Consider the following 20,448-nt stretch of genomic DNA (forward strand, 5'->3'; position numbering starts at 1 on the left):
AACCTCCTGTTTCGGTGGTGCGGGTTACAACAATTTACCCGGATTCATCAGCCCGGCCGGATCCAGCGCCTGCTTGATGCGGGCCATCAACTCCAGCTCCAGCGGCGCCTTGTAGTGCTGCGCGGCCAGGCGCTTGGACTGGCCCAGGCCATGTTCGGCGCTGATGCTGCCGGCATGATGCAGGGTCTGGTCGTAGATCACACGCATGATAGCGTCGGCCTGCGCCTTGAACGCGGCATCCTCGATGCCGGCCGGCTTGCTGATGTTGTAATGCAGGTTGCCGTCGCCGACGTGCCCGTAGGCCACGATGCGCACACCGGGAAACGCCTGCTGTAAGGCCTGATCGGTACGCGCGATGAAGTCGGGAATACGGCTGACCGGCACGCTGATGTCGTGCTTGAGGCTTGGTCCCTCGTGGTTCTGCGCCTCCGAGATGCCTTCGCGCAGCGCCCACAAGGCGCGTACCTGAGCATCGCTGGCAGCGACCACGGCATCCACTGCCACGCCCTGTTCAAAGGCGGCGCCCAGGCCCTGTTCGAGTAGTTCGTTCAACGGGGCGTTGGGCTGGGTCTCGCTCAGCTCGATCAGCACGTACCAGGGGTGCTGCTGGGCGAACGGGTCGCTGACACCGGCGACATGACGCAGGACGAACTCGACGCTTTGCCGCGACATCAGCTCGAAGCCGGTCAGGCGGTCGCCACACAGCCCGCGCATCTGCCCGATCAACTCGACCGCCGCCTGCGGGCTGGGCAGCGCCACCCAGGCGGTGGTCAGACTGCGCACAGCCGGGAACAGCTTGAGCACGGCGGCGGTGATGATGCCCAGGGTGCCCTCGCTGCCGATGAACAGATGCTTGAGGTCGTAGCCGGTATTGTCCTTGCGCAGCCCACGCAGGCCGTCCCAGATGCGCCCATCGGGCAGCACCACTTCCAGCCCGAGAACCAGATCGCGCATGTTGCCGTAGCGCAGCACCGCGGTGCCGCCGGCATTGGTCGCCAGGTTGCCGCCGACCGTGCAGCTACCCTCGGCGCCCAGCGACAGCGGGAACAGCCGGCCGACCTCGGCGGCGGCCTCCTGCAACTGCTGCAGGATCACCCCGGCCTCGACGGTGATGGTGGCGTTGGTCACGTCCACTTCGCGGATGCGCTTCATGCGCGTCAGCGACAGCACGATCTGCGCTCCGCTGTCGTCCGGAATCGAGCCACCGCACAGGCCGGTATTGCCGCCTTGTGGCACCAGGGCGACGCCAGCCTGGGCACACAGTCGCACTGCCGCCGATACTTCCTGCGTCGAGGCCGGGCGCAGCACGGCTGCTGCCTGGCCACGGTAGGCACCACGCCAGTCGCTCAGGTAACTCTGCATGCGCTCGGCGTCAGTGATCAGGCCAGCCTCGCCGACCGCCTCGCGCAACGCCTGCAGCAGATTATCGGAAAGGCCACTCATCTCAGGTCACCGGCGCCGGGTTGAACAGCACCAGGTCGTTGTGCAGGCGCAAGTGCTCGGCGCAGGTCTGCTTGCGCCCGCTGGCCACGTCCAGGTAGAGCTGGAAGATGTGCCAGCCCATTTCCTCCAGCGTCATGCGCCCGGAGACGATCTGCCCGGCGTCGACGTCGATCAGGTCAGGCCAGCGCTCGGCCAGCTGGGTACGCGTGGCCACCTTGATCACCGGCACCATCGACAGGCCATAGGGCGTGCCGCGACCGGTGGTGAAGATGTGCAGGTTCATGCCCGCAGCCAGCTGCAAAGTGCCGCAGATGAAGTCGCTGGCCGGCGTGGCGCAGAACCACAGGCCCTTGCCACGAATGCGCTCGCCCGGTGCGACGACGCCGGCAATCGGGCTGTTGCCGGATTTGGCGATGGAACCCATGGCCTTTTCGACGATGTTGTTCAGCCCGCCCTTCTTGTTGCCGGGCGTGGTGTTGGCACTGCGGTCGGCCATGCCGCGCTGCAGATAGCGGTCGTACCAGTCCATCTCGCGGATCAGCGCGTCGGCTACCTCGACGCTGGCGGCGCGCGGCGTGAGCAGGTGGATGCCATCACGCACTTCGGTATTCTCGGAGAACATCACGGTGGCGCCAGCGCGCACCAGCAGGTCGGCGGCCACGCCAAGCGCCGGGTTGGCGGTGATGCCGGAGAAGGCGTCGCTGCCGCCACACTGCATGCCGACCACCAGTTCCGAGGCCGGCACCGTTTCGCGGCGACGCTGGTCGAGCACCTTCAGGCGATCCTCGATCATGCCCATGATCTGCTCGACCATGCCGGCGAAACCGCTGCCGGAGTCCTGCAGGCGGAACAGCCAGTCCTGCTCGTCCATGCCGTTGGTGAGCTGATCGCCATCCATCAGCTGGTTGGCCTGCAGCTTCTCGCAGCCCAGGCTGATCACCAGCGCCTGGCCGCCGAAATTGGGGTTGCGACTGATGTTGTACAGGGTGCGAATCGGCACCACGGCGTCCGGCGCGTTGATCGCCACGCCGCAGCCGTAGCTGTGCGACAACGCCACCACATCGTCGACGTTGGGGTACCTGGGCAGGATTTCCTTGCGCACGCGCTCGACCACGTGATCGAGCACACCGACCACGCACTGCACGGTAGTGGTTACGCCGAGAATGTTGCGGGTGCCGACGCTGCCGTCCGGATTGCGGAAACCCTCGAAGGTGTAACCCTCCAGCGGCTCGCCTGGTGATGTCCTGATGGTCGCCCTGGGCAGATTGTCCAGCGCCGGCGGCTCGGGCATGCGCAGCACCTGTTCGGTGACCCAGCTGCCGGCGGCTATGGGTTTCAGCGCATAGCCGATCACCTCGCCATAACGCACCACTTCGCTTCCTTCGGCGATATCCACCAGCGCCACCTTGTGGCTCTGCGGGATGCCTTCGACAGCCACGAGGCCATCATCGAACCGGCCGCCAGCGGCGACACCCTGGTCATTGACCACGACACCGACGTTGTCGGTCGGATGCAGGCGGATATAGCGGGGCGAATCCTGATGGGGAATCAACTGCATGAGGCGTGCTCCTGTTGTGCGCTCAGGATGCCGAGTCAGGCGTGGGGGAAGCGGCGGCACCGCCCTTCTCTCCCGAGCCGAGCTCGATCCTGTGAATTTGGCCGACGATCAGGCCGAAGCTCACGACCGCCAGCAGGGCATTGAGGCCAACGTAGGCCAGTGCCCAATCGAATGATCCGGTATGGCTGACCAGGTAGCCGATGACGATGGGCGTGGTGATCGCCGCCAGGTTGCCGAAGGTGTTGAACAGACCGCCGGACAGTCCGAGGATCTGCCGCGGCGAGGTGTCGGCCACCAGCGTCCAGCCCAGCGAACCGAGGCCCTTGCCGAAGAACGCCAGGGCCATCAGCGCTACCACGGCAGTGTCGCCCTCGACGAAGATGCACAGCACCAGACTGCTCGACAGCAACAGGCCGAACACCATCGGCAACTTGCGCGCCAGGGTCAGCGAATGACCGCGGCGCAGCATGCCATCGGACAACAGCCCGCCAAGCACGCCACCGACGCAACCGCTGATGGCCGGCAAGGCGGCGGCGAAACCGGCGCCGAGAATGCTCATGCCGCGCGCCTGCACCAGATAGACCGGAAACCAGGTGAGGAAGAAGTAGGTGATGGCGTTGTTGCAGTACTGGCCGAAGTAGATGCCGATCATCGTCCGTTGCCGGAGCAGCAGGCCCAGGTGCCGCCATTGCGAACCGCCTGCATCCCCACGCGGCCCTTCCAGATCGATCAGCGCACCACCACGCTGCAGATGGTCCAGCTCGGCGGCCTCGATACGTGGATGCTGGCGCGGCCCATGCAGTTGCCTGAGCCACAGGAACGACAGCGCCAGGCCTAGGCAACCGAGCACGATGAACACCGACTGCCAGCCCATCACCTGCACTACCCAGCCCATCAGCGGAGCGAACAGCGCAGTGGCGGCATATTGCGCCGAACTGGAGATGGCCGTGACCGTAGCGCGCTCGGCAGTGGGAAACCAGGAGGCGATGATGCGCGCGTTGCCGGGAAAACACGGAGCGCTGGCGAACCCCACCAGCAGACGCAGCAGAAACATCGAGGTCACCGCCCAGGTGCCCGGCAGCCAACCGACGAAACCCTGCAGCAGAGTCAGCGCCGACCAGGCGAACAGCGCCAGGGTATAGACAGGCTTGGTGCCGAAGCGGTCGAACAGCCAGCCACCGGGAATCTGCCCTATGACGTAGGCCCAGCCGAACGCCGAGAAAATATAGCCGAGCGTCACCGCGTCGATACCCAGACCGGCCTGCATCGCCGAACCGGCGACGGAAAGGCTGGAGCGATCGGCGAAGGTGATGGTGGTGACCAGAAACAGCATCAGCAGAATGCTGTAGCGCACCCGACCCGGTTTGGCATCTGGCATCAGCAAGGCTCGCGGAGGGGACGACAGGCCCGGCGCAAGGCACCGGGCCACCGACTCGACGGGAAGGTCGCAGGGCGACCGACGCCGTCAGCGTACCAGGCAGGGCTTCTTGTTATTGAAGGTCCAGCCTGGAATCAGGTACTGCATGGCCACCGCGTCGTCGCGCGCGCCCAGGCCTTTGGCCTGGTACAGCTCGTGCGCCTTGGCCAGCGCATCCCAGTCCAGCTCGACGCCGAGACCCGGCGTTTTCGGCACCTGCACCAGGCCACCTTCGATGCGCAGCGGATTGTGCGTGAGGTACTGACCGTCCTGCCAGATCCAGTGGGTATCGATGGCGGTCACGCGCCCCGGTGCAGCGGCGGCGACGTGGGTGAACATGGCAAGGGAAATATCGAAGTGGTTGTTCGAATGCGAACCCCAGGTCAGGCCCCAGTCGTTGCACATCTGCGCCACGCGGACGGAACCGGACATGGTCCAGAAGTGCGGGTCGGCCAGTGGAATGTCCACTGATTGCAGGGAGATGGTATGGCCCATCTGCCGCCAGTCGGTGGCGATCATGTTGGTCGCGGTGGGCAGACCGGTGGCACGGCGGAACTCGGCCATCACCTCGCGGCCGGAGTAACCGTTCTCGGCACCGCAGGGGTCTTCGGCATAGGCCAGCACGCCATGCAGGTCGCGGCACAGGGCGATGGCCTGGTCCAGCGACCAGCCGCCATTGGGGTCGAGGGTCACGCGCGCCTCAGGGAAACGCGCAGCCAGGGCACGAATCGCCTCGACTTCGGCTTCGCCGTGCAGCACGCCGCCCTTGAGCTTGAAGTCGTTGAAGCCGTAGCGCGCATGCGCGGCCTCGGCCTGGCGGACGATGGCTTCGGGGGTCAGCGCGGTCTGGTTGCGTACGCGCTCCCAGTCGTCATCGGACTCGCGCTCGTCGCGGTAGCCGAGGTCGGTCTTGTCCTTGTCGGCGACGAAGAACAGGTAACCGAGCATTTCCACGGCATCGCGCTGCTGGCCCTCGCCCAGCAGGGCGGCGACCGGTACACCGAGGTGCTGGCCGAGCAGATCGAGCAGCGCCGATTCCAGCGCGGTGACAGCATGGATAGTGATGCGCAGGTCGAAGGTCTGCAGACCGCGACCGCCGGCATCACGATCGGCGAAGGCGCGGCGCACCTGATTGAGCAGCGCGTTGTAGTTGCCGACCGGTTGGCCGACGAGGATCGAGCGGGCGTCTTCGAGGGTCTTGCGAATGCCCTCGCCGCCAGGAACTTCGCCGACACCGACGTGGCCGGCGCTGTCCTTGAGAATGAGGATGTTGCGGGTGAAGTAAGGGCCGTGGGCACCGCTCAGATTGAGCAGCATGCTGTCGTGACCTGCGACCGGTACGACTTGCAGCTCGGTGATCAGCGGAGTGCCGACTGCGGCAGGAATCTGTGAAGTCATGAGCGTTACCCTGTTGTTCTTGTGCGGGTTCGACAATGTTTCGTGCTGTCACGCCCGGCCTGCCGGCACGCGACCAGGCCGCTCGCCGAAGCGAGCGGCCCGTGCATTTACTGCGCGCCTTGGGTTTCGATCAGCTTGGCCAGGGCTTCGTACTCTTCCGGCAGCAGATCGGTCAGCGGAGCGCGTACCGGGCCGGCGTCATAGCCGACGATCCTGGCACCGGCCTTGACGATGCTCACGGCGTAGCCGGCCTTGCGGTTACGGATGTCCAGGTACGGCAGGAAGAAGTCGTCGATCAGCTTGCCAACGGTGGCGTGATCTTCGGCTGCGATGGCGCGGTAGAAGTCCATGGCGGTTTTCGGGATGAAGTTGAACACGGCCGAGGAATACACCGGCACCCCCAGAGCTCGGTAGGCAGCGGCATAGACTTCGGCAGTCGGCAGACCGCCGAGATAGGTCAGACGCTCACCGAGACGGCGACGGATCGACACCATCAGCTCGATGTCACCCAGGCCGTCCTTGTAACCGATCAGGTTCGGGCAACGCTCGGCCAGTTGCTCCAGCAAGTTGGCGTTGAGGCGGCAGACGTTGCGGTTGTAGATCACCACTCCGATGTTCACCGACTTGCACACCTGCTCGACATGCGCGGCAACACCTTCCTGCGACGCTTCGGTCAGGTAGTGCGGCAGCAGCAGCAGGCCCTTGGCGCCCAGGCGCTCGGCTTCCTGCGCCATCTGGATGGCGACGCGGGTCGGACCGCCAACACCGGCCAGGATCGGTACGGACTTCTCGCAGGTATCTACGGCAGTCTTGATCACGGCGCTGTACTCGTCCGGCGCCAGGGAGAAGAACTCGCCAGTACCACCGGCAGCGAACAGAGCGGAAGCACCGTAAGGCGCCAGCCACTCGAGGCGGCGCACATAGCCAGCCTTGTTGAAATCGCCGGCGGCATCGAAGTCGGTGACCGGGAAAGACAGCAGACCGGAGGAGAGGATGGACTTAAGTTCTTGTGGATTCATTATGCGAACACCCTGTAAAGCGAGTTGTGAGGAATAGCGTCAGCCGCAGCTGTAGAGATACGTTATCGTACAACAGCAAAAAAAACACCAGTTTTCGTATGATCCGTTCGTCGAAGTCGTTTCCGCCTCCGCCCCACTCGCCCGAAAAACCGCCATTCAAGCGCTAAAGCTCAGTGTAGAGCAGGCTCTATCATGGCGCCGGAACAGATGCCAGCGCAATCATCATTCACCTCGGGCAGCGTTGACACGCCAGAAACAGGCTGGTACTAATCCCATCAAGTCATATGACAACCTATGACATTCCAATAAAAAAAACGAGGCCCAGGTCATGCCACAGACCTTCACCCTGCCCTGCCATCGTGCCGGCCACTGCGCCAATGCCGGTCGCTACCCGAGCGGCGCAATCCGCGCAGGCTACGTTGCCGTCTTTGCCCAAGCTCTCACTTGCCGCAGCGAGGATCACCTGCTGATCCCGGTGCGCGACTGAACCGACCCTTCGCCATTGCGGCCAAGGGCCGCGCCAGTTTAGGAGCCTTAGCCAAGATGTACGAAGCCCCCCGCAGCACACCCCGGATCGTCGAGATGCAGGTCATTCCGGTCGCCGGCCATGACAGCATGCTGCTCAACCTGTGCGGTGCCCATGCCCCCTATTTCACCCGCAATCTGGTGCTGCTCAAGGACAATGCCGGACGCATTGGCTGTGGCGAAGTCCCCGGCGGCGAAGGCATCCGCCAGGCGCTGGAGCGTTGCCGCGAACTGGTGATCGGCCAGTCGGTCGGCCGTTACAACCATGTGCTCAATCGTCTGCGCCAGGCCATCGCCGGGCCAGCCAGAGGACCACAGACCACCCAGCATCAGGTCACTTCCGAATCCGAAGCGCGCGTTCTCAAGCAACCTCACGAAATCAATCTGCGCCTGGACAACGTGATCACCGCCGTAGAGGCGGCATTACTCGACCTGCTCGGCCAGCATCTCGACGTGCCGGTGGCCGAACTGCTCGGCAGCGGCCAGCAACGCGATAGCGTGCCGATGCTCGCCTACCTCTTCTATATAGGTGAGCGCCAGCGCACCGACCTGCCCTACCTCGCCGGCAAAGGCCCGACGGACGACTGGTATCACCTGCGCCATCAGGCCGCGCTGACGCCGGAGGCCATTGCCCGTCTGGCCGAGGCGGCGCATGCGCGCTACGGCTTCAATGACTTCAAGCTCAAGGGCGGCGTAATGCGCGGCGCCGAGGAAATGGACGCCATCCGCGCGATCAAGGCGCGCTTCCCCGATGCCCGCGTCACCCTGGACCCCAATGGCGCCTGGTCGCTGGACGAAGCCATCGCCCTGTGCCAGGGCCAGAACCATGTGCTGAGCTATGCCGAAGACCCCTGCGGCCCGGAAAATGGCTATTCCGGTCGCGAGGTGATGGCCGAGTTCAAGCGCGCAACCGGCATTCCCACGGCCACCAACATGGTCGCTACCGACTGGCGCCAGATGGGCCATTCGCTGCGCCTGGAGGCCGTCGACATCCCGCTGGCCGACCCGCACTTCTGGACCATGCAGGGCGCCGTGCGCCTCGGTCAGGTGTGCGAGGAGTTCGGCCTGACCTGGGGTTCGCACTCGAACAACCACTTCGATATTTCCCTGGCCATGTTCACCCATGCCGCAGCCGCCGTACCTGGCCGCGTCACCGCCATCGATACCCACTGGATCTGGCAGGAAGGCGAAGAACGCCTGACCCGCGAACCGCTGCAGATCATCGGTGGTCAGGTGCGGGTATCGGACAAGCCTGGCCTCGGTATCGAGCCGGACATGGAGCGGATCATGGCCGCCCACGAGCTTTACAAGAAGGTGGCCAAGGGCGCGCGCGACGACGCCATGGCCATGCAGTACCTGGTCCCGGGTTGGCAATACGACCCGAAACGCCCCAGCCTCGGTCGCGACTGACTCGCGCGGCTTCTATCCCAACCCGGAGTATTCCAATGAAAAAAACATTCCGCGCCTCCCTCCTTTCTGCCCTGGTCGGAATGGGTGCCCTGATCACCCACTCCGCCACCTTCGCCGATGAGGTCAAGTGGCCGACTCGTCCGATCCAGGTGGTGGTGATCGCCAACCCAGGTGGCGATACCGACTTCAACGCCCGCATGATGGCCAAGTACTTCAACGAGATCACCGGCAAGACCATGGTGGTGACCAACGTCGCTGGCGGCGGTGGCACCCTGGCGGCCGAACAGGTCAAGGGCGCGGCGGCGGACGGCAACACCATCCTCTTCACCCACCCGGGTCAGCTGATCGTCAACGAAGTTGCCGGTCTGACCGAAGACAGCTTCGAAACCTTCGATGTCGCCTGCATTGCCGGCGTCGACAAGAGTGCGGTGTTCGTCGCTTCCAAGCAGTCGGGCGTGACCAGCATGCAGGACCTGGTCGAGAAGTCCAAAGCCAACCCGCGCAGCATCACCTATGGCACCGAGATGGGCAGCTTCTCCCACATCCAGGGCCTGATGCTGGAAAAACTCACCGGCGTCAAGCTGAAGATGGTCGACGGTGGCACCGTAGCCGACCGCGTTGTCGGCATGCTGGGCGGCCGCCTCGATCTGGGCGCCATCACCTACGGTTCGGTACAGGACTACGTGCAGGGCGGTCAGATGGTCGCACTGGGCCAGCCCAACGCCGAGCGCAACGTCATGCTGGGTGACGTCCCGACGCTCAAGGAACAGGGCCTCGACATCACCATGGACAAGCCCTACGTAGTGGCTTTCCCGAAAGGCACCGACCCGGCGATCGTCAAGAAGATGTCCGACATCATGAAGCAGATCACCGAGAAGCCGGCTTACGCCGAAGATCTGAAGAAGTTCAAGCAACCGGTCGCCTTCTTCGCCACCGAAGAGGCCAGACAGATTCTGGCCAAGACCCGCGAAGACTTCATGCAGTTCAAGGATGAGCTGCGCAAGGCCAAGTAAAGCCACAACGCAACGCCGGCCCGAGCGACCGGGGCCGGCGCTGCACCTCAGAACCGAGGTATGCAATGAACACCCCGAACAAGAAAGAACTGATCACCGGCATTGCCATGCTCGGTGCCAGCCTTGCCTATCTGCTACTGGCGCAGCAGATCCCCGGCCATGACGGTATCGACGCGGCCACGGTGCCTAAACTGCTGGCCGGCTTCCTGACCCTGCTCGGTCTGATGCAGCTGGCCAGCGCATTCGCCAAACCCAGGACCGCCACCGAAGCCGCCAGCGACTTGCCCACTGAGGCCGAAGAGCCTGCAACGGAGATCGTCGAACCCAAGACCGTGATCAAGACCCTTGGTCTGATCCTCGGCTACATGGCCCTGCTCGGCCCTGTGGGCTTTCCGATCATGACCGTGGTTTACCTGTATCTGCAGTTCCTCGTGCTGACCCCGGTAAACCAGAAAGCCAGACACCTGACCTATCTGCTGATCGCCGTTATCTGCTCTGCACTCATCTTCCTGCTGTTCCGCGAGGCCTTCGATCTGATGCTGCCCGCTGGTCTGCTGAACAACTTCATCTGAGGATCGACCATGCTCGAATTACTGCAGCAAGGCTTCGGTGCCGTCTTTTCACTGAACATCATGATGCTGATGACAGTCGGCGTGGCCATGGGGATCGTTTTCGGCGCTGTGCCCGGGCTGTCGGCTACCATGGCCGTGGCGCTGTGCCTGCCGCTGACCTTCACCATGGGCCCGCAGGCCGGCCTGTCGCTGCTGGTCGCACTGTTCATCGGCGCCACTTCCGGGGGCCTGATCTCGGCCATCCTGCTGAAGATTCCGGGAACCCCATCATCTATCGCCACGGTGTTCGACGGCGGCCCGCTGATGGAACAGGGCCACGGCGTCAAGGCGCTGGGCATCGGCATCGTGTTTTCCTTTCTGGGCACCATCTTCAGCATCGTCGCGCTGATGCTCATCGCACCGCAGCTGGCCAAGGTGGCCCTGAGCTTCGGCCCACATGAATACTTCGCCATTGCCATATTCTCCCTGACCCTGATTGCCACGCTCTCAGCCGGCTCCATGGTCAAGGGGCTGTTCGCCGGTGCACTGGGCATCGCCATATCCACCATCGGCATCGCTCCGGTCGAGGCAGTGCGCCGCTTCACCTTCGGCGTCAATGAACTCAACGGCGGCTTCTCCATGCTGACCGTGATGATCGGCATGTTCGCCGTGGCGGAGATCATCAAGCTCGCCGAAACCGGCCGCCATGCCGTGCAGGGCACGGCCAGGTCGGTAAGCATGAAGAACATCAAAGGCTTCGGCTTTTCCCTCAGGGAATTCCGCGAGCAGTTGCCGAACGCCGGTCGCTCCGGCCTGATCGGCCTGGGTATCGGCATCCTGCCGGGCATCGGTGCGGGCACCTCGAACCTGGTTTCCTACATCATCGCCAAGAAGCGCGCGAAAGACGGGCACACCTACGGCAAGGGCAACATCGGCGGCGTGGTCGCCAGCGAGACGGCCAACAATGCCGGTATCGGCGGCGCCATGATGCCGCTGATGACCCTGGGCATTCCCGGCGATACCGTCACCGCGATCATGCTCGGCGGCTTCCTGATCCACGGTATCCAGCCCGGTCCGCTGCTGTTCATCAGCCAGGGTCCGCTGGTGTACACCATCTTCGCCGCGCTGATCGTCGCTACGGTGATGATGCTGTTCATGGAGTTCTACGGCCTGCGCCTGTTCATCAAGCTGCTCGACGTGCCCAAGCACATCCTCCTGCCGATCATCCTGGTGCTTTGCGTGGTCGGGGCCTTCGGCCTCTCCAGCCGCCTGTTCGACGTCTGGTCGATCCTGCTGTTCGGCCTGCTCGGCTACGCCTTCGTCAAGGCCGGCATGCCGGCGGCGCCGTTCATCATCGGCTTCATTCTCGGGCCAATGGCGGAAACCAACCTGCGTCGCGGGCTGATGCTGTCGGACGGCAGTTTCGCCGACTTCTTCACCAACCCCATCGCCGGCACCTTCCTCGGCCTGGCACTGCTGTTCGTGCTCTGGCAGGTGTTCAGCGCGCTGCGCCCCAAACCCAGCGCGATCAACGAAATCCTGCGAACCTGATCCACTCGACAGCCCCCTCTGCTCAGGGGGCTTTTTTTCGCACCTCTGGCTTCGTACGCAATCCAGTCTTCCGTTTGCCAGGAACTGCGGCAGATGATGGGCGCTGGCATTGATCTAGGTCCAATCCAATCATTCACTTGATTGATACGCGGAATGAATCAATGTTCGATCTGGCACAACTACGCTGTTTCACCACCCTGGCCGCCGAGCTGAACTTCCGCCGCGCCGCCGAGCGCCTGCACATGACCCAGCCGCCGCTGAGCCGGCAGATTCAGCTGCTCGAACACCAACTGGGCGTCTCGCTGTTCACTCGTAGCACCCGCTCGGTTGCCCTGACGGCAGCTGGCCGCGCCTTCTTCGTCGAAGCCCAGGCACTGCTCGACCAGGCCCACCGTGCTGCGCAAAGTGCGCGCCTGGCCGCCATTGGCGAGAGCGGCTCGCTGAACATCAGTTTCGTCGCCAGCGCGGTATACGACGTACTGCCCCGGGCGATCACCAGCGCCAGGCGGGAACGCCCCGGCGTGGATATCGCCCTGCTGGAAATGACCACCTTCGAACAAGTTCAGGCACTGCGATCCCGACGCGTGGATCTGGCCATCGTGCGCGCGCCACTGCAGCAATCCGGCCTGGTCAGCGAATGCCTGCTGCGTGAGCCATTCGTGCTGGCCGCCCCCGCCGGGCATCCGCTTGCGCAACACCAACGGCCAACCCTGGAGATGCTCCATGGTCAGCCATTTCTTCTCTATGCACATACCGCCTGGCAGCCCTTCAACGAACTGCATACCGGTCTGTTCCGCGCCAGCGGCATTCAGCCGGACTTCGTCCAGGCGCTGGGCTCGACCCTGACCATACTGGCGCTGGTCAACGCCGGCATGGGGCTGGCGCTGGTGCCACGTACTGCCAGCGCCATTCACTTCGGGCAGGTGCGCTTCCGTGAGCTGCCGCTGCCCAAAGGTGTGTGCGGCGAGCTGCACCTGGTCTGGCGCGACGACAACGACAACCCCGCATTGCCAGCGGTGATCGAAGCCGTGCGCCAGGCCGCTCGCGACATCTATCCGCAAAGCTGAAGATCAGGCGCGCTTGCCAACCTGCGCCTGCTGCACCGTCCAACCAGCCACCTGCTCGCTGAGGCTCAGGCCCAGGCCCGGACGGGTCGGTACCAGCATGCGTCCGTCGCGAATTTCGAGACGCTCGTTGAACAGCGGTTCCAGCCATTCGAAGTGCTCGACCCACGGCTCGCGCGCATGGCTGGCGGCCAGATGCACATGCAGTTCCATGGCGAAATGCGGCGCCAGGGTCATGCCGGCCTGCTCGGCCAGGGTCTGCACGCGCAGATAAGGCGTGATGCCGCCGACCCGCGGCGCATCGGGCATGAGAAAATCGGCAGCGCGCTGGCGGATGAATTCCCAATGCTCGGCCGGGCTGGTGAGCATCTCGCCGGTGGCAATCGGCGTATCGAACAGGCGCACCAGCTCGGCGTGACCTTCGGCGTCGTAGCAGTCCAGCGGCTCCTCGATCCAGACCAGATCGAAGGGCTCCAGGCGGCGGCACATGCGCCGCGCAGTCGGACGATCCCATTGTTGGTTGGCATCGACCATCAGCGGGAAGCTCTCACCCAGATGCTCACGCACCGTGCCGACGCGGTGAATGTCCAGCGCCCAGTCGGGCTGACCGACCTTGAGCTTGATACCGCCGATACCCTTCTCGCGGGAGATATCGGTGTTCTTCAGCAATTGGTCGAGCGGCGTGTGCAGAAAGCCGCCGGAGGTGTTATAACAACGCACCGAGTCGCGATGACTGCCGAGCAGACGCGCCAGGGAAAGGCCGCTGCGACGCGCCTTGAGATCCCACAGGGCAACATCGAAAGCGCCGATGGCCTGGGTCGCCAGACCGCTGCGGCCGACCGAGGCGCCAGCCCAGCACAGCTTGTCCCAGAGTCTGGCGATATCGCTGGGGTTCTCGCCGATCAGGTTCGGTGCCACTTCCAGAGCATGGGCGAACTGACCTGGACCGCCCGCGCGCTTGGAATAGCTGAAACCCAGGCCGCGATGGCCATCGCGCGTCTCGATCTCGGCGATCAGGATGGCGATCTCGGTCATCGGCTTCTGCCGGCCGGTCAGCACCTTGGCGTCGCTGATCGGATTGGCCAGCGGCAGGGCTACCGAGCGCAGGCTCAGCCAGGCAATGCGGTCGTCGTCGGCGGATGGGGTGGCGCTATCGGTCATGACTGACTCCTCGTCGTGAAACTCGGCACCCCGCAGGGCTGCCGAAAAATGGGCAACCCGAGTCAGATTACGATGATTGCGCAATCATTCAAGCATTGAGACCAACGAGATCGATGCCCGCGCAGGCGCACCGCCAACAGCCGCCGAGCGGCTTGTCTACTGGCTCGCGAGGCGCACCGGCGAAACGGCAGGAGAGGCTCCCGCAGGGCCCCGGGGCAAAGGCGAACGAGACGCTTTGACAGCGGCCACAACTGCAACTAAGGTGCCTCTCTTGCCTATTCCCAGGCTCTTCCCCGCTTGCCAAGGAAACGGAATATGTTGCTCCGTCGCATGCTCATCATGCTCGGCGTGGTACTCGTCGTGGTGCTCGCCCTCGCCGCCTACAAAGGCTTCTCCATCTACCAGCAGATCCAGATGTTCTCGGCGCCGCAGCCGGCCATCAGCGTGTCCGCCGCCCGCGCGGAGGAACAGCCGTGGCAGGGACGTCTGCCGGCCATCGGTACGCTCAAGGCATTCCAGGGCGTGGACCTGGCTGCAGAGGTGGACGGCATCGTCCGCGAGGTGATGTTCGAGTCGGGGCAGAAGGTCGCCCAGGGCCAGCCGCTGATCCAGCTCGACAGCGAAGTGGAACGCGCCAGCCTGGCCACCGCCGAAGCCGAGCGCAGCCTGGCCCAGGTCGAGTTCGAGCGCGGGCGCAGCCTGGTGAGTCGGCAGAACATCTCCAAGAGCGAGTTCGACCGCCTGTCCTCGACCCTGCAGAAGGCCACCGCCAGCGTCGCGCAGTTCAAGGCGCAGCTGGAGAAGAAGCGCATCAGCGCACCGTTCGCCGGCACCATCGGCATTCGTCAGGTCGATACCGGCGACTACCTCTCGCCGGGTGCCACCATCGCCACCCTGCAGGATCTGTCGCGCCTGCACGTCGACTTCTTCCTGCCCGAGCAGCGCGCGCCACAGCTGCAGGTCGGCCAACCGGTTCGCCTGAACGTCGCCGCCTATCCGGGCGAGCAGTTCGAAGGCCAAATCGCCGCGATCAATCCCAAGGTGGAGAACGAAACCCGCAACCTGCAGGTTCGCGCCACCCTGAGCAACCCGGACGAGAAACTGCTGCCGGGCATGTTCGCCAACCTGGAAGTGCTGCTGCCGGATGACCAGCCGCAGATCGTCGTGCCGGAAACCGCCATCACCTACACCCTCTATGGCAACTCGGTGTACGTGGTGAAGGAAAAACAGGACGACGACGGCAAGGTGGTCAAGGACGCAGACGGCAATGCCCATCTGATCGTCGAGCGGCGCTTCGTCGAGACCGGCGAGCGGCGTGCCGGCCGTGTGGTGATTCTCAAGGGCCTGCAGGCCGGCGAGCAGGTGGTCACCTCCGGCCAGCTCAAGCTGGACAACGGCTCCCACGTCGCCATCGTCGACGATCCGGCACTGCAGCTGGAAACTGGCGAACCGGCCGCAACCGAGCAGTAAGGTTCGCCTCCAGTCGTAATGCTGTTCAACCAAGCGTCGACCAGCGCGATTGATCCCCTCGCCCCTCAGGGGGGAGGGATTGGGGAGAGGACATAACGGGCCATACCGACTCTCTCTCCCTGCCCTTCTCCCATAGATGAGAGAGGGGCGAAAAACGCGCGCAACTGCTGATAGACAGGCCGCCGCAGGGCGGCCAAGGAAATATCCATGGCTTTTACCGATCCTTTCATCCGCCGCCCGGTGCTGGCCACCGTGGTCAGCCTGCTGATCGTCCTGCTTGGTTTCCAGGCGTTCAGCAAGCTGGTCATCCGCCAGTACCCGCAGATGGAAAACGCCCTGATCACGGTGACCACCGCCTATCCCGGTGCCAACGCCGAAACAATCCAGGGCTACATCACCCAGCCGCTGCAACAGAGCCTGGCCAGCGCAGAAGGCATCGACTACATGACCTCGTCGAGCCAGCAGAACCTGTCGACCATCTCCATCTACGCGCGCATCGGTGCCAACAGCGACCGCCTGTTCACCGAGCTGCTGGCCAAGGCCAACGAGGTGAAGAACCAGCTGCCGCAGGACGCCGAAGATCCGGTGCTATCCAAGGAAGCGGCCGACGCCTCGGCGCTGATGTACGTCAGCTTCTACAGCGACGAGCTGTCCAACCCGCAGATCACCGACTACCTGTCACGCGTCATCCAGCCCAAGCTGGCCACCCTGCCCGGCATGGCCGAAGCGCAGATTCTCGGCAACCAGGTGTTCGCCATGCGTCTGTGGCTGGACCCGGTGAAGATGGCCGCCTACGGCGTCACCGCCGGCGATCTCAACAGCGCCGTGCGCAAGTACAACTTCCTCTCCGCCGCCGGCGAGGTGAAGGGCCAGTACGTGGTTACCAGCATCAATGCCAGCACCGACCTGAAATCGGTCGATGCCTTCGGCGCGATTCCGGTGAAGACCGTCGGTGACACCCGCGTGCTGGTGCGTGACATCGCCCGCGTGGAAATGGGCGCAGCCAACTACGACTCGATCAGCTCCTTTGACGGTATTCCCTCGGTATATATCGCCATCAAGGGCACGCCGAGCGCCAACCCGCTGGACGTGATCAAGGAGGTGCGCAATGCCCTGCCGGAGCTGGAGGCGCAACTGCCGCCAAACCTCAAGGTGGCCATCGCCTACGACGCCACCCTGTTCATCCAGGCGTCCATCGACGAAGTGGTCAAGACCCTGGCCGAAGCGGTGCTGATCGTCATCGTCGTGGTCTTCCTGTTCCTCGGCGCCTTCCGCTCGGTGCTGATCCCGGTGATCACCATCCCGCTGTCGATGATCGGCGTGCTGTTCTTCATGCAGCTGATGGGCTACTCCATCAACCTGCTGACCCTGCTGGCCATGGTGCTGGCCATCGGCCTGGTGGTGGATGATGCCATCGTCGTGGTGGAGAACATCCACCGCCATATCGAAGAAGGCAAGACGCCGTTCGATGCCGCCATCGAGGGCGCACGCGAGATCGCCGTACCGGTGATTTCGATGACCATCACCCTCGCCGCGGTCTATGCACCCATCGGCTTCCTCGAAGGCCTGACCGGTGCGCTGTTCAAGGAGTTCGCCCTGACCCTGGCCGGCGCGGTGATCATCTCCGGCATCGTCGCCCTGACCCTGTCGCCGATGATGTGCGCCAAGCTGCTGCGCCACGAGGAAAACCCCTCGGGCCTGGCCCATCGCCTGGACATGATCTTCGATCGGCTCAAGCAGCGTTATCAGAAGATGCTCCACGGCACGCTCAACACCCGGCCGGTGGTGGTGGTGTTCGCCGTGATCATCATGGCGCTGATCCCGGTACTGCTTTCCTTCACCCAGAGCGAACTGGCGCCCGAGGAGGACCAGGGCGTGGTGTTCCTCTTCGCCAACGCGCCGCAGCCGACCAACCTCGACTACGTCAATGCCTACACCGACCAGTTCGTGGAGGTTTTCAAGAGCTTCCCCGAGTACTACTCGTCGTTCCAGATCAACGGCTTCGACGGCGTGCAGTCGGGCATTGGCGGCTTCCTGCTGACGCCCTGGAACGAACGCGACCGCTCACAGATGGAAATCCTTCCGGAGGTTCAGGCCAGGCTCAACCACATCCCCGGCCTGCAGATCTTCGGCTTCAACCTGCCGTCGCTGCCGGGTACCGGCGAGGGTCTGCCCTTCCAGTTCGTGATCAACACGCCGAACGACTACGAGTCGTTGCTGCAGGTGGCCGAGCGGGTCAAGGCACGCGCACAGGAGTCGGGCAAGTTCGCATTCCTCAACATCGACCTGGCCTTCGACAAGCCGGAAATCGTCGTCGACATCGACCGCGAGAAGGCTGCGCAAATGGGCGTGTCCATGGAAGATCTGGGCTCCACTCTGGCCAGCCTGCTTGGCGAGGGCGAAATCAACCGCTTCACCATCGACGGCCGCAGCTACAAGGTGATCGCCCAGGTCGAGCGCGCCTACCGTGAGAACCCAAGCTGGCTGGACAACTACTACGTGCGCAGCGAAAGCGGCAGCATGGTGCCGCTGGGTACGCTGATCAGCCTCAGCGACCGGGCGCGGCCAACCAAGCTCAAGCAGTTCCAGCAGCTCAACTCGGCGATCATCGAAGGCGTGGCCATCGTCAGCCAGGGTGAGGCCATCGACACCATCACCGCCATCGCCCGCGAGGAAGCGCCGCGCGGCTACAGCTTCGACTATGCCGGCGCTTCGCGGCAGTACATCCAGGAGGGCAGCGCACTGTTCGTCACCTTCGCCCTGGCCCTGGCGATCATCTTCCTGGTGCTGGCCGCGCAGTTCGAAAGCTTCCGCGACCCGCTGGTGATTCTGGTAACCGTACCGCTGTCGATCTGCGGCGCGCTGATTCCGATCTTCCTCGGTTTCTCGACCATGAACATCTACACCCAGGTGGGCCTGGTGACGCTGATCGGCCTGATCAGCAAGCACGGCATCCTTATCGTCGAATTCGCCAACCAGTTGCGCCGTGAGGGCCTGCCGCTGCGCGAGGCCATCGAGGAAGCGGCCGCCATTCGCCTGCGCCCGGTACTGATGACCACTGCGGCGATGGTGTTCGGCATGGTGCCGCTGATCTTCGCCAGCGGCGCCGGCGCGGTGAGCCGCTTCGACATCGGCCTGGTGATCGCCACCGGCATGAGCGTCGGTACGCTGTTCACCCTGTTTGTCCTGCCGTGCGTCTACAGTCTGCTGGCCAAGCCGGATGCCGAGCCGCTGGCGCAGGCCGTGCCCGCTCACTGACCTGAACACAGCTCCGTGTGCACCGCGGCTCCGATTAGCGCAAGCGGTGCGCACCGTTCAGGCAACCCGTAGCCCCGCCCTGCCCCTTCAGGTAAACGACAGAAGGTAGGCATTGACCCTTGCCATTTATGTAATAAGAATTATTCTCAGTTATGCAATGACGGCCAAGGAGACCTGCCATGACCTACCTGATCGATGCCTGGCTGGACCGCCCGCATCCCTATCTGCGCATCCTCAACCGTGAAACCGGGGAAGTCTGCGCCATGCTGGAAGAAGAAGCGCTGGATGAACTGCGCGACCAGGGCGACTTGGACCTGCAGGAACTGAGTTCCAGTGAACCCATCGTGCTCAAGGAGCTGGTGCGCAGTCTGTTCCTCTACTGTTACGCAAGGGCCTTGCGCCCCTGACCGCTGCAACTGCATCGAACCACCAGCTGAAACGCAAACGGGGCGCCCTGTTACCAGGGCGCCCCGTTTCGCTGGACAGTCATGCGGTCACGCAGGGTGCGCCGTACGCACCGAGGCGACAGTGTCTGTCCCGGACATCAGAGAATGTCGAGCAGCTCGACATCGAATACCAGCACGCTGTGAGGCGGGATGCTGCCAACGCCCTGAGCGCCGTAGGCCAGCTCGCTCGGCACGTGCAGACGCCACTTGCTGCCGGTACCCATCAGTTGCAGAGCCTCGACCCAGCCCGGAATCACACCACCGACCGGGAATTCAGCCGGCTGGCCGCGCTCGTAGGAGCTGTCGAACACGGTGCCGTCGATCAGGGTGCCGTGGTAGTGGGTACGTACCTGGTCCTCGGCGGACGGCTTGGCGCCCTCGCCGGCGACCAGCACTTCGTATTGCAGGCCGGAAGGCAGCACGGTCACGCCTTCACGCTTGGCGTTCTCGGCCAGGTAGGCACGGCCTTCGCCGGCAGCGGCTTCAGCCTTGGCAGCCGCCTCGGCCTGCATGATTTCGCGGATGACCTTGAAGCTGGCGCCCAGCTCGGCCTCGGAAACACGGCTGGCCTGGCCGGTGAAGGCGTCGGTCAGACCGGCGAGGATGGCGTTCAGGTCGACGCCGGGCGGCGGGTTGTCGCGCAACTGACCACCGAGTTGACGACCGATGCCGTAGCTGACGCGGCCCTCATCGGAGGACAGATCGGGGCTGAAGTTGAATTCGGACATGAAAGGCTCCGCTTGGGGCTATGAAAAAGGCCGGCCAGCCTAGCACAGAAGCCCGGCGCGGCGTCACGGCGCATCGAGGCGGTGCTCGGCCAGGTTTCACTTACGCAGCTACCAGGCGGCGGATATGGCGATCACCAGCCGGAGCGAAACGCGATGGGCACGCGTAGGCAGTTGTCAGTCGAGGGCATGCCGCACATCTCGTCGTGCACCGAGTGATGCACCAGAAAAAACGGAATCACCGGTATTTCCTCCAGCATGTCGCGCGCATGCTCCACCGACCGCAGGTTCAAGGTACTGCCGTGCTCGTCGAGAATCAGATGCACGCGCCCCTCCATCCGTGCCTCGAGCAGATAGAGGCCGCCTTCGAGCGAGATCAGATTGAGTTCAGCGATGCGCCCGGCCCGGGCGTGAGCGGATAGATCGTGCAGATTCATCC

General features: G+C 63.9%; 17 protein-coding genes. 9 read left to right on the forward strand and 8 right to left on the reverse strand.

Translation table 11 applies throughout. From position 1 onward, the window contains the following. Nucleotides 1–24 precede the first annotated feature (24 nt). From OEG79_RS15465 to kdgD, 5 genes are all read right to left on the reverse strand, one after another. Nucleotides 25–1,443 (reverse strand): FAD-binding oxidoreductase, encoded by a 1,419-nt coding sequence (locus OEG79_RS15465; protein ID WP_264145854.1) that lies wholly within the window; start codon nucleotides 1,441–1,443, stop codon nucleotides 25–27. 1 nt (nucleotide 1,444) lies between these two features. After that, the gene (gene garD, locus OEG79_RS15470) at nucleotides 1,445–3,001 is read right to left on the reverse strand and encodes a galactarate dehydratase (RefSeq protein ID WP_264145855.1); all 1,557 of its coding nucleotides are present in this window, start codon (nucleotides 2,999–3,001) and stop codon (nucleotides 1,445–1,447) included. Between the two features lie 22 nt (nucleotides 3,002–3,023). Beyond that, nucleotides 3,024–4,379 (reverse strand): MFS transporter, encoded by a 1,356-nt coding sequence (locus OEG79_RS15475; RefSeq protein WP_264145856.1) that lies wholly within the window; start codon nucleotides 4,377–4,379, stop codon nucleotides 3,024–3,026. Between the two features lie 87 nt (nucleotides 4,380–4,466). Beyond that, complete coding sequence (gudD, locus tag OEG79_RS15480; protein ID WP_264145857.1) at nucleotides 4,467–5,816, reverse strand: glucarate dehydratase; 1,350 nt, start codon at nucleotides 5,814–5,816, stop codon at nucleotides 4,467–4,469. 107 nt (nucleotides 5,817–5,923) lie between these two features. Continuing rightward, nucleotides 5,924–6,835 (reverse strand): 5-dehydro-4-deoxyglucarate dehydratase, encoded by a 912-nt coding sequence (kdgD, locus tag OEG79_RS15485; protein ID WP_264145858.1) that lies wholly within the window; start codon nucleotides 6,833–6,835, stop codon nucleotides 5,924–5,926. A gap of 328 nt (nucleotides 6,836–7,163) precedes the next feature. On the opposite strand from kdgD, the gene OEG79_RS15490 reads away from it, so the two are divergent. From OEG79_RS15490 to OEG79_RS15515, 6 genes are all read left to right on the forward strand, one after another. Then, nucleotides 7,164–7,322 (forward strand): hypothetical protein, encoded by a 159-nt coding sequence (locus tag OEG79_RS15490; protein ID WP_264145859.1) that lies wholly within the window; start codon nucleotides 7,164–7,166, stop codon nucleotides 7,320–7,322. 56 nt (nucleotides 7,323–7,378) lie between these two features. Continuing rightward, nucleotides 7,379–8,770: an enolase C-terminal domain-like protein gene (locus tag OEG79_RS15495; RefSeq protein ID WP_264145860.1), complete on the forward strand. Its 1,392-nt coding sequence runs from the start codon at nucleotides 7,379–7,381 to the stop codon at nucleotides 8,768–8,770. A gap of 35 nt (nucleotides 8,771–8,805) precedes the next feature. Further along, complete coding sequence (locus OEG79_RS15500; protein ID WP_264145861.1) at nucleotides 8,806–9,783, forward strand: tripartite tricarboxylate transporter substrate binding protein; 978 nt, start codon at nucleotides 8,806–8,808, stop codon at nucleotides 9,781–9,783. A 65-nt stretch (nucleotides 9,784–9,848) separates the two neighbouring features. Further along, nucleotides 9,849–10,355 carry a tripartite tricarboxylate transporter TctB family protein gene (locus OEG79_RS15505; RefSeq protein WP_264145862.1) on the forward strand — a complete coding sequence of 169 codons (507 nt, stop codon included), beginning with the start codon at nucleotides 9,849–9,851 and terminating at the stop codon, nucleotides 10,353–10,355. A 9-nt stretch (nucleotides 10,356–10,364) separates the two neighbouring features. After that, nucleotides 10,365–11,885 (forward strand): tripartite tricarboxylate transporter permease, encoded by a 1,521-nt coding sequence (locus tag OEG79_RS15510; protein WP_264145863.1) that lies wholly within the window; start codon nucleotides 10,365–10,367, stop codon nucleotides 11,883–11,885. Nucleotides 11,886–12,046: 161 nt separating this feature from the next. After that, a complete protein-coding gene (locus OEG79_RS15515) occupies nucleotides 12,047–12,952 on the forward strand; it encodes a LysR family transcriptional regulator (RefSeq protein WP_264145864.1) in 906 nt (301 codons plus the stop codon). 3 nt (nucleotides 12,953–12,955) lie between these two features. Here the strand turns inward: OEG79_RS15515 and OEG79_RS15520 are convergent, their stop codons facing one another. After that, on the reverse strand, nucleotides 12,956–14,110 hold the full coding sequence (locus tag OEG79_RS15520; protein WP_264145865.1) for an L-talarate/galactarate dehydratase: 1,155 nt from the start codon (nucleotides 14,108–14,110) through the stop codon (nucleotides 12,956–12,958). Between the two features lie 315 nt (nucleotides 14,111–14,425). Between OEG79_RS15520 and OEG79_RS15525 the strand changes: the two genes are divergently transcribed. The 3 genes from OEG79_RS15525 to OEG79_RS15535 all read left to right on the forward strand — a co-directional run bounded on the left by OEG79_RS15525 (nucleotide 14,426) and on the right by OEG79_RS15535 (nucleotide 19,245). Then, entirely contained in the window at nucleotides 14,426–15,580 is a 1,155-nt protein-coding gene (locus OEG79_RS15525; RefSeq protein ID WP_264145866.1) for an efflux RND transporter periplasmic adaptor subunit, read from the forward strand. A 207-nt stretch (nucleotides 15,581–15,787) separates the two neighbouring features. Next, nucleotides 15,788–18,838 (forward strand): multidrug efflux RND transporter permease subunit, encoded by a 3,051-nt coding sequence (locus OEG79_RS15530; protein WP_264145867.1) that lies wholly within the window; start codon nucleotides 15,788–15,790, stop codon nucleotides 18,836–18,838. Nucleotides 18,839–19,017: 179 nt separating this feature from the next. Continuing rightward, nucleotides 19,018–19,245: a hypothetical protein gene (locus OEG79_RS15535; protein ID WP_264145868.1), complete on the forward strand. Its 228-nt coding sequence runs from the start codon at nucleotides 19,018–19,020 to the stop codon at nucleotides 19,243–19,245. A 137-nt stretch (nucleotides 19,246–19,382) separates the two neighbouring features. Here the strand turns inward: OEG79_RS15535 and OEG79_RS15540 are convergent, their stop codons facing one another. Both OEG79_RS15540 and OEG79_RS15545 read right to left on the reverse strand, forming a co-directional pair. After that, nucleotides 19,383–20,012, reverse strand: a complete 630-nt coding sequence (locus tag OEG79_RS15540) for an FKBP-type peptidyl-prolyl cis-trans isomerase (protein WP_013714378.1) — start codon at nucleotides 20,010–20,012, stop codon at nucleotides 19,383–19,385. A gap of 131 nt (nucleotides 20,013–20,143) precedes the next feature. Then, nucleotides 20,144–20,446 carry a DUF6482 family protein gene (locus OEG79_RS15545; RefSeq protein ID WP_264145869.1) on the reverse strand — a complete coding sequence of 101 codons (303 nt, stop codon included), beginning with the start codon at nucleotides 20,444–20,446 and terminating at the stop codon, nucleotides 20,144–20,146. Nucleotides 20,447–20,448: the final 2 nt, after the last annotated feature.

It is taken from the genome of Pseudomonas sp. Z8(2022) (genome assembly GCF_025837155.1).
Taxonomy (GTDB): Bacteria; Pseudomonadota; Gammaproteobacteria; order Pseudomonadales; family Pseudomonadaceae; genus Aquipseudomonas.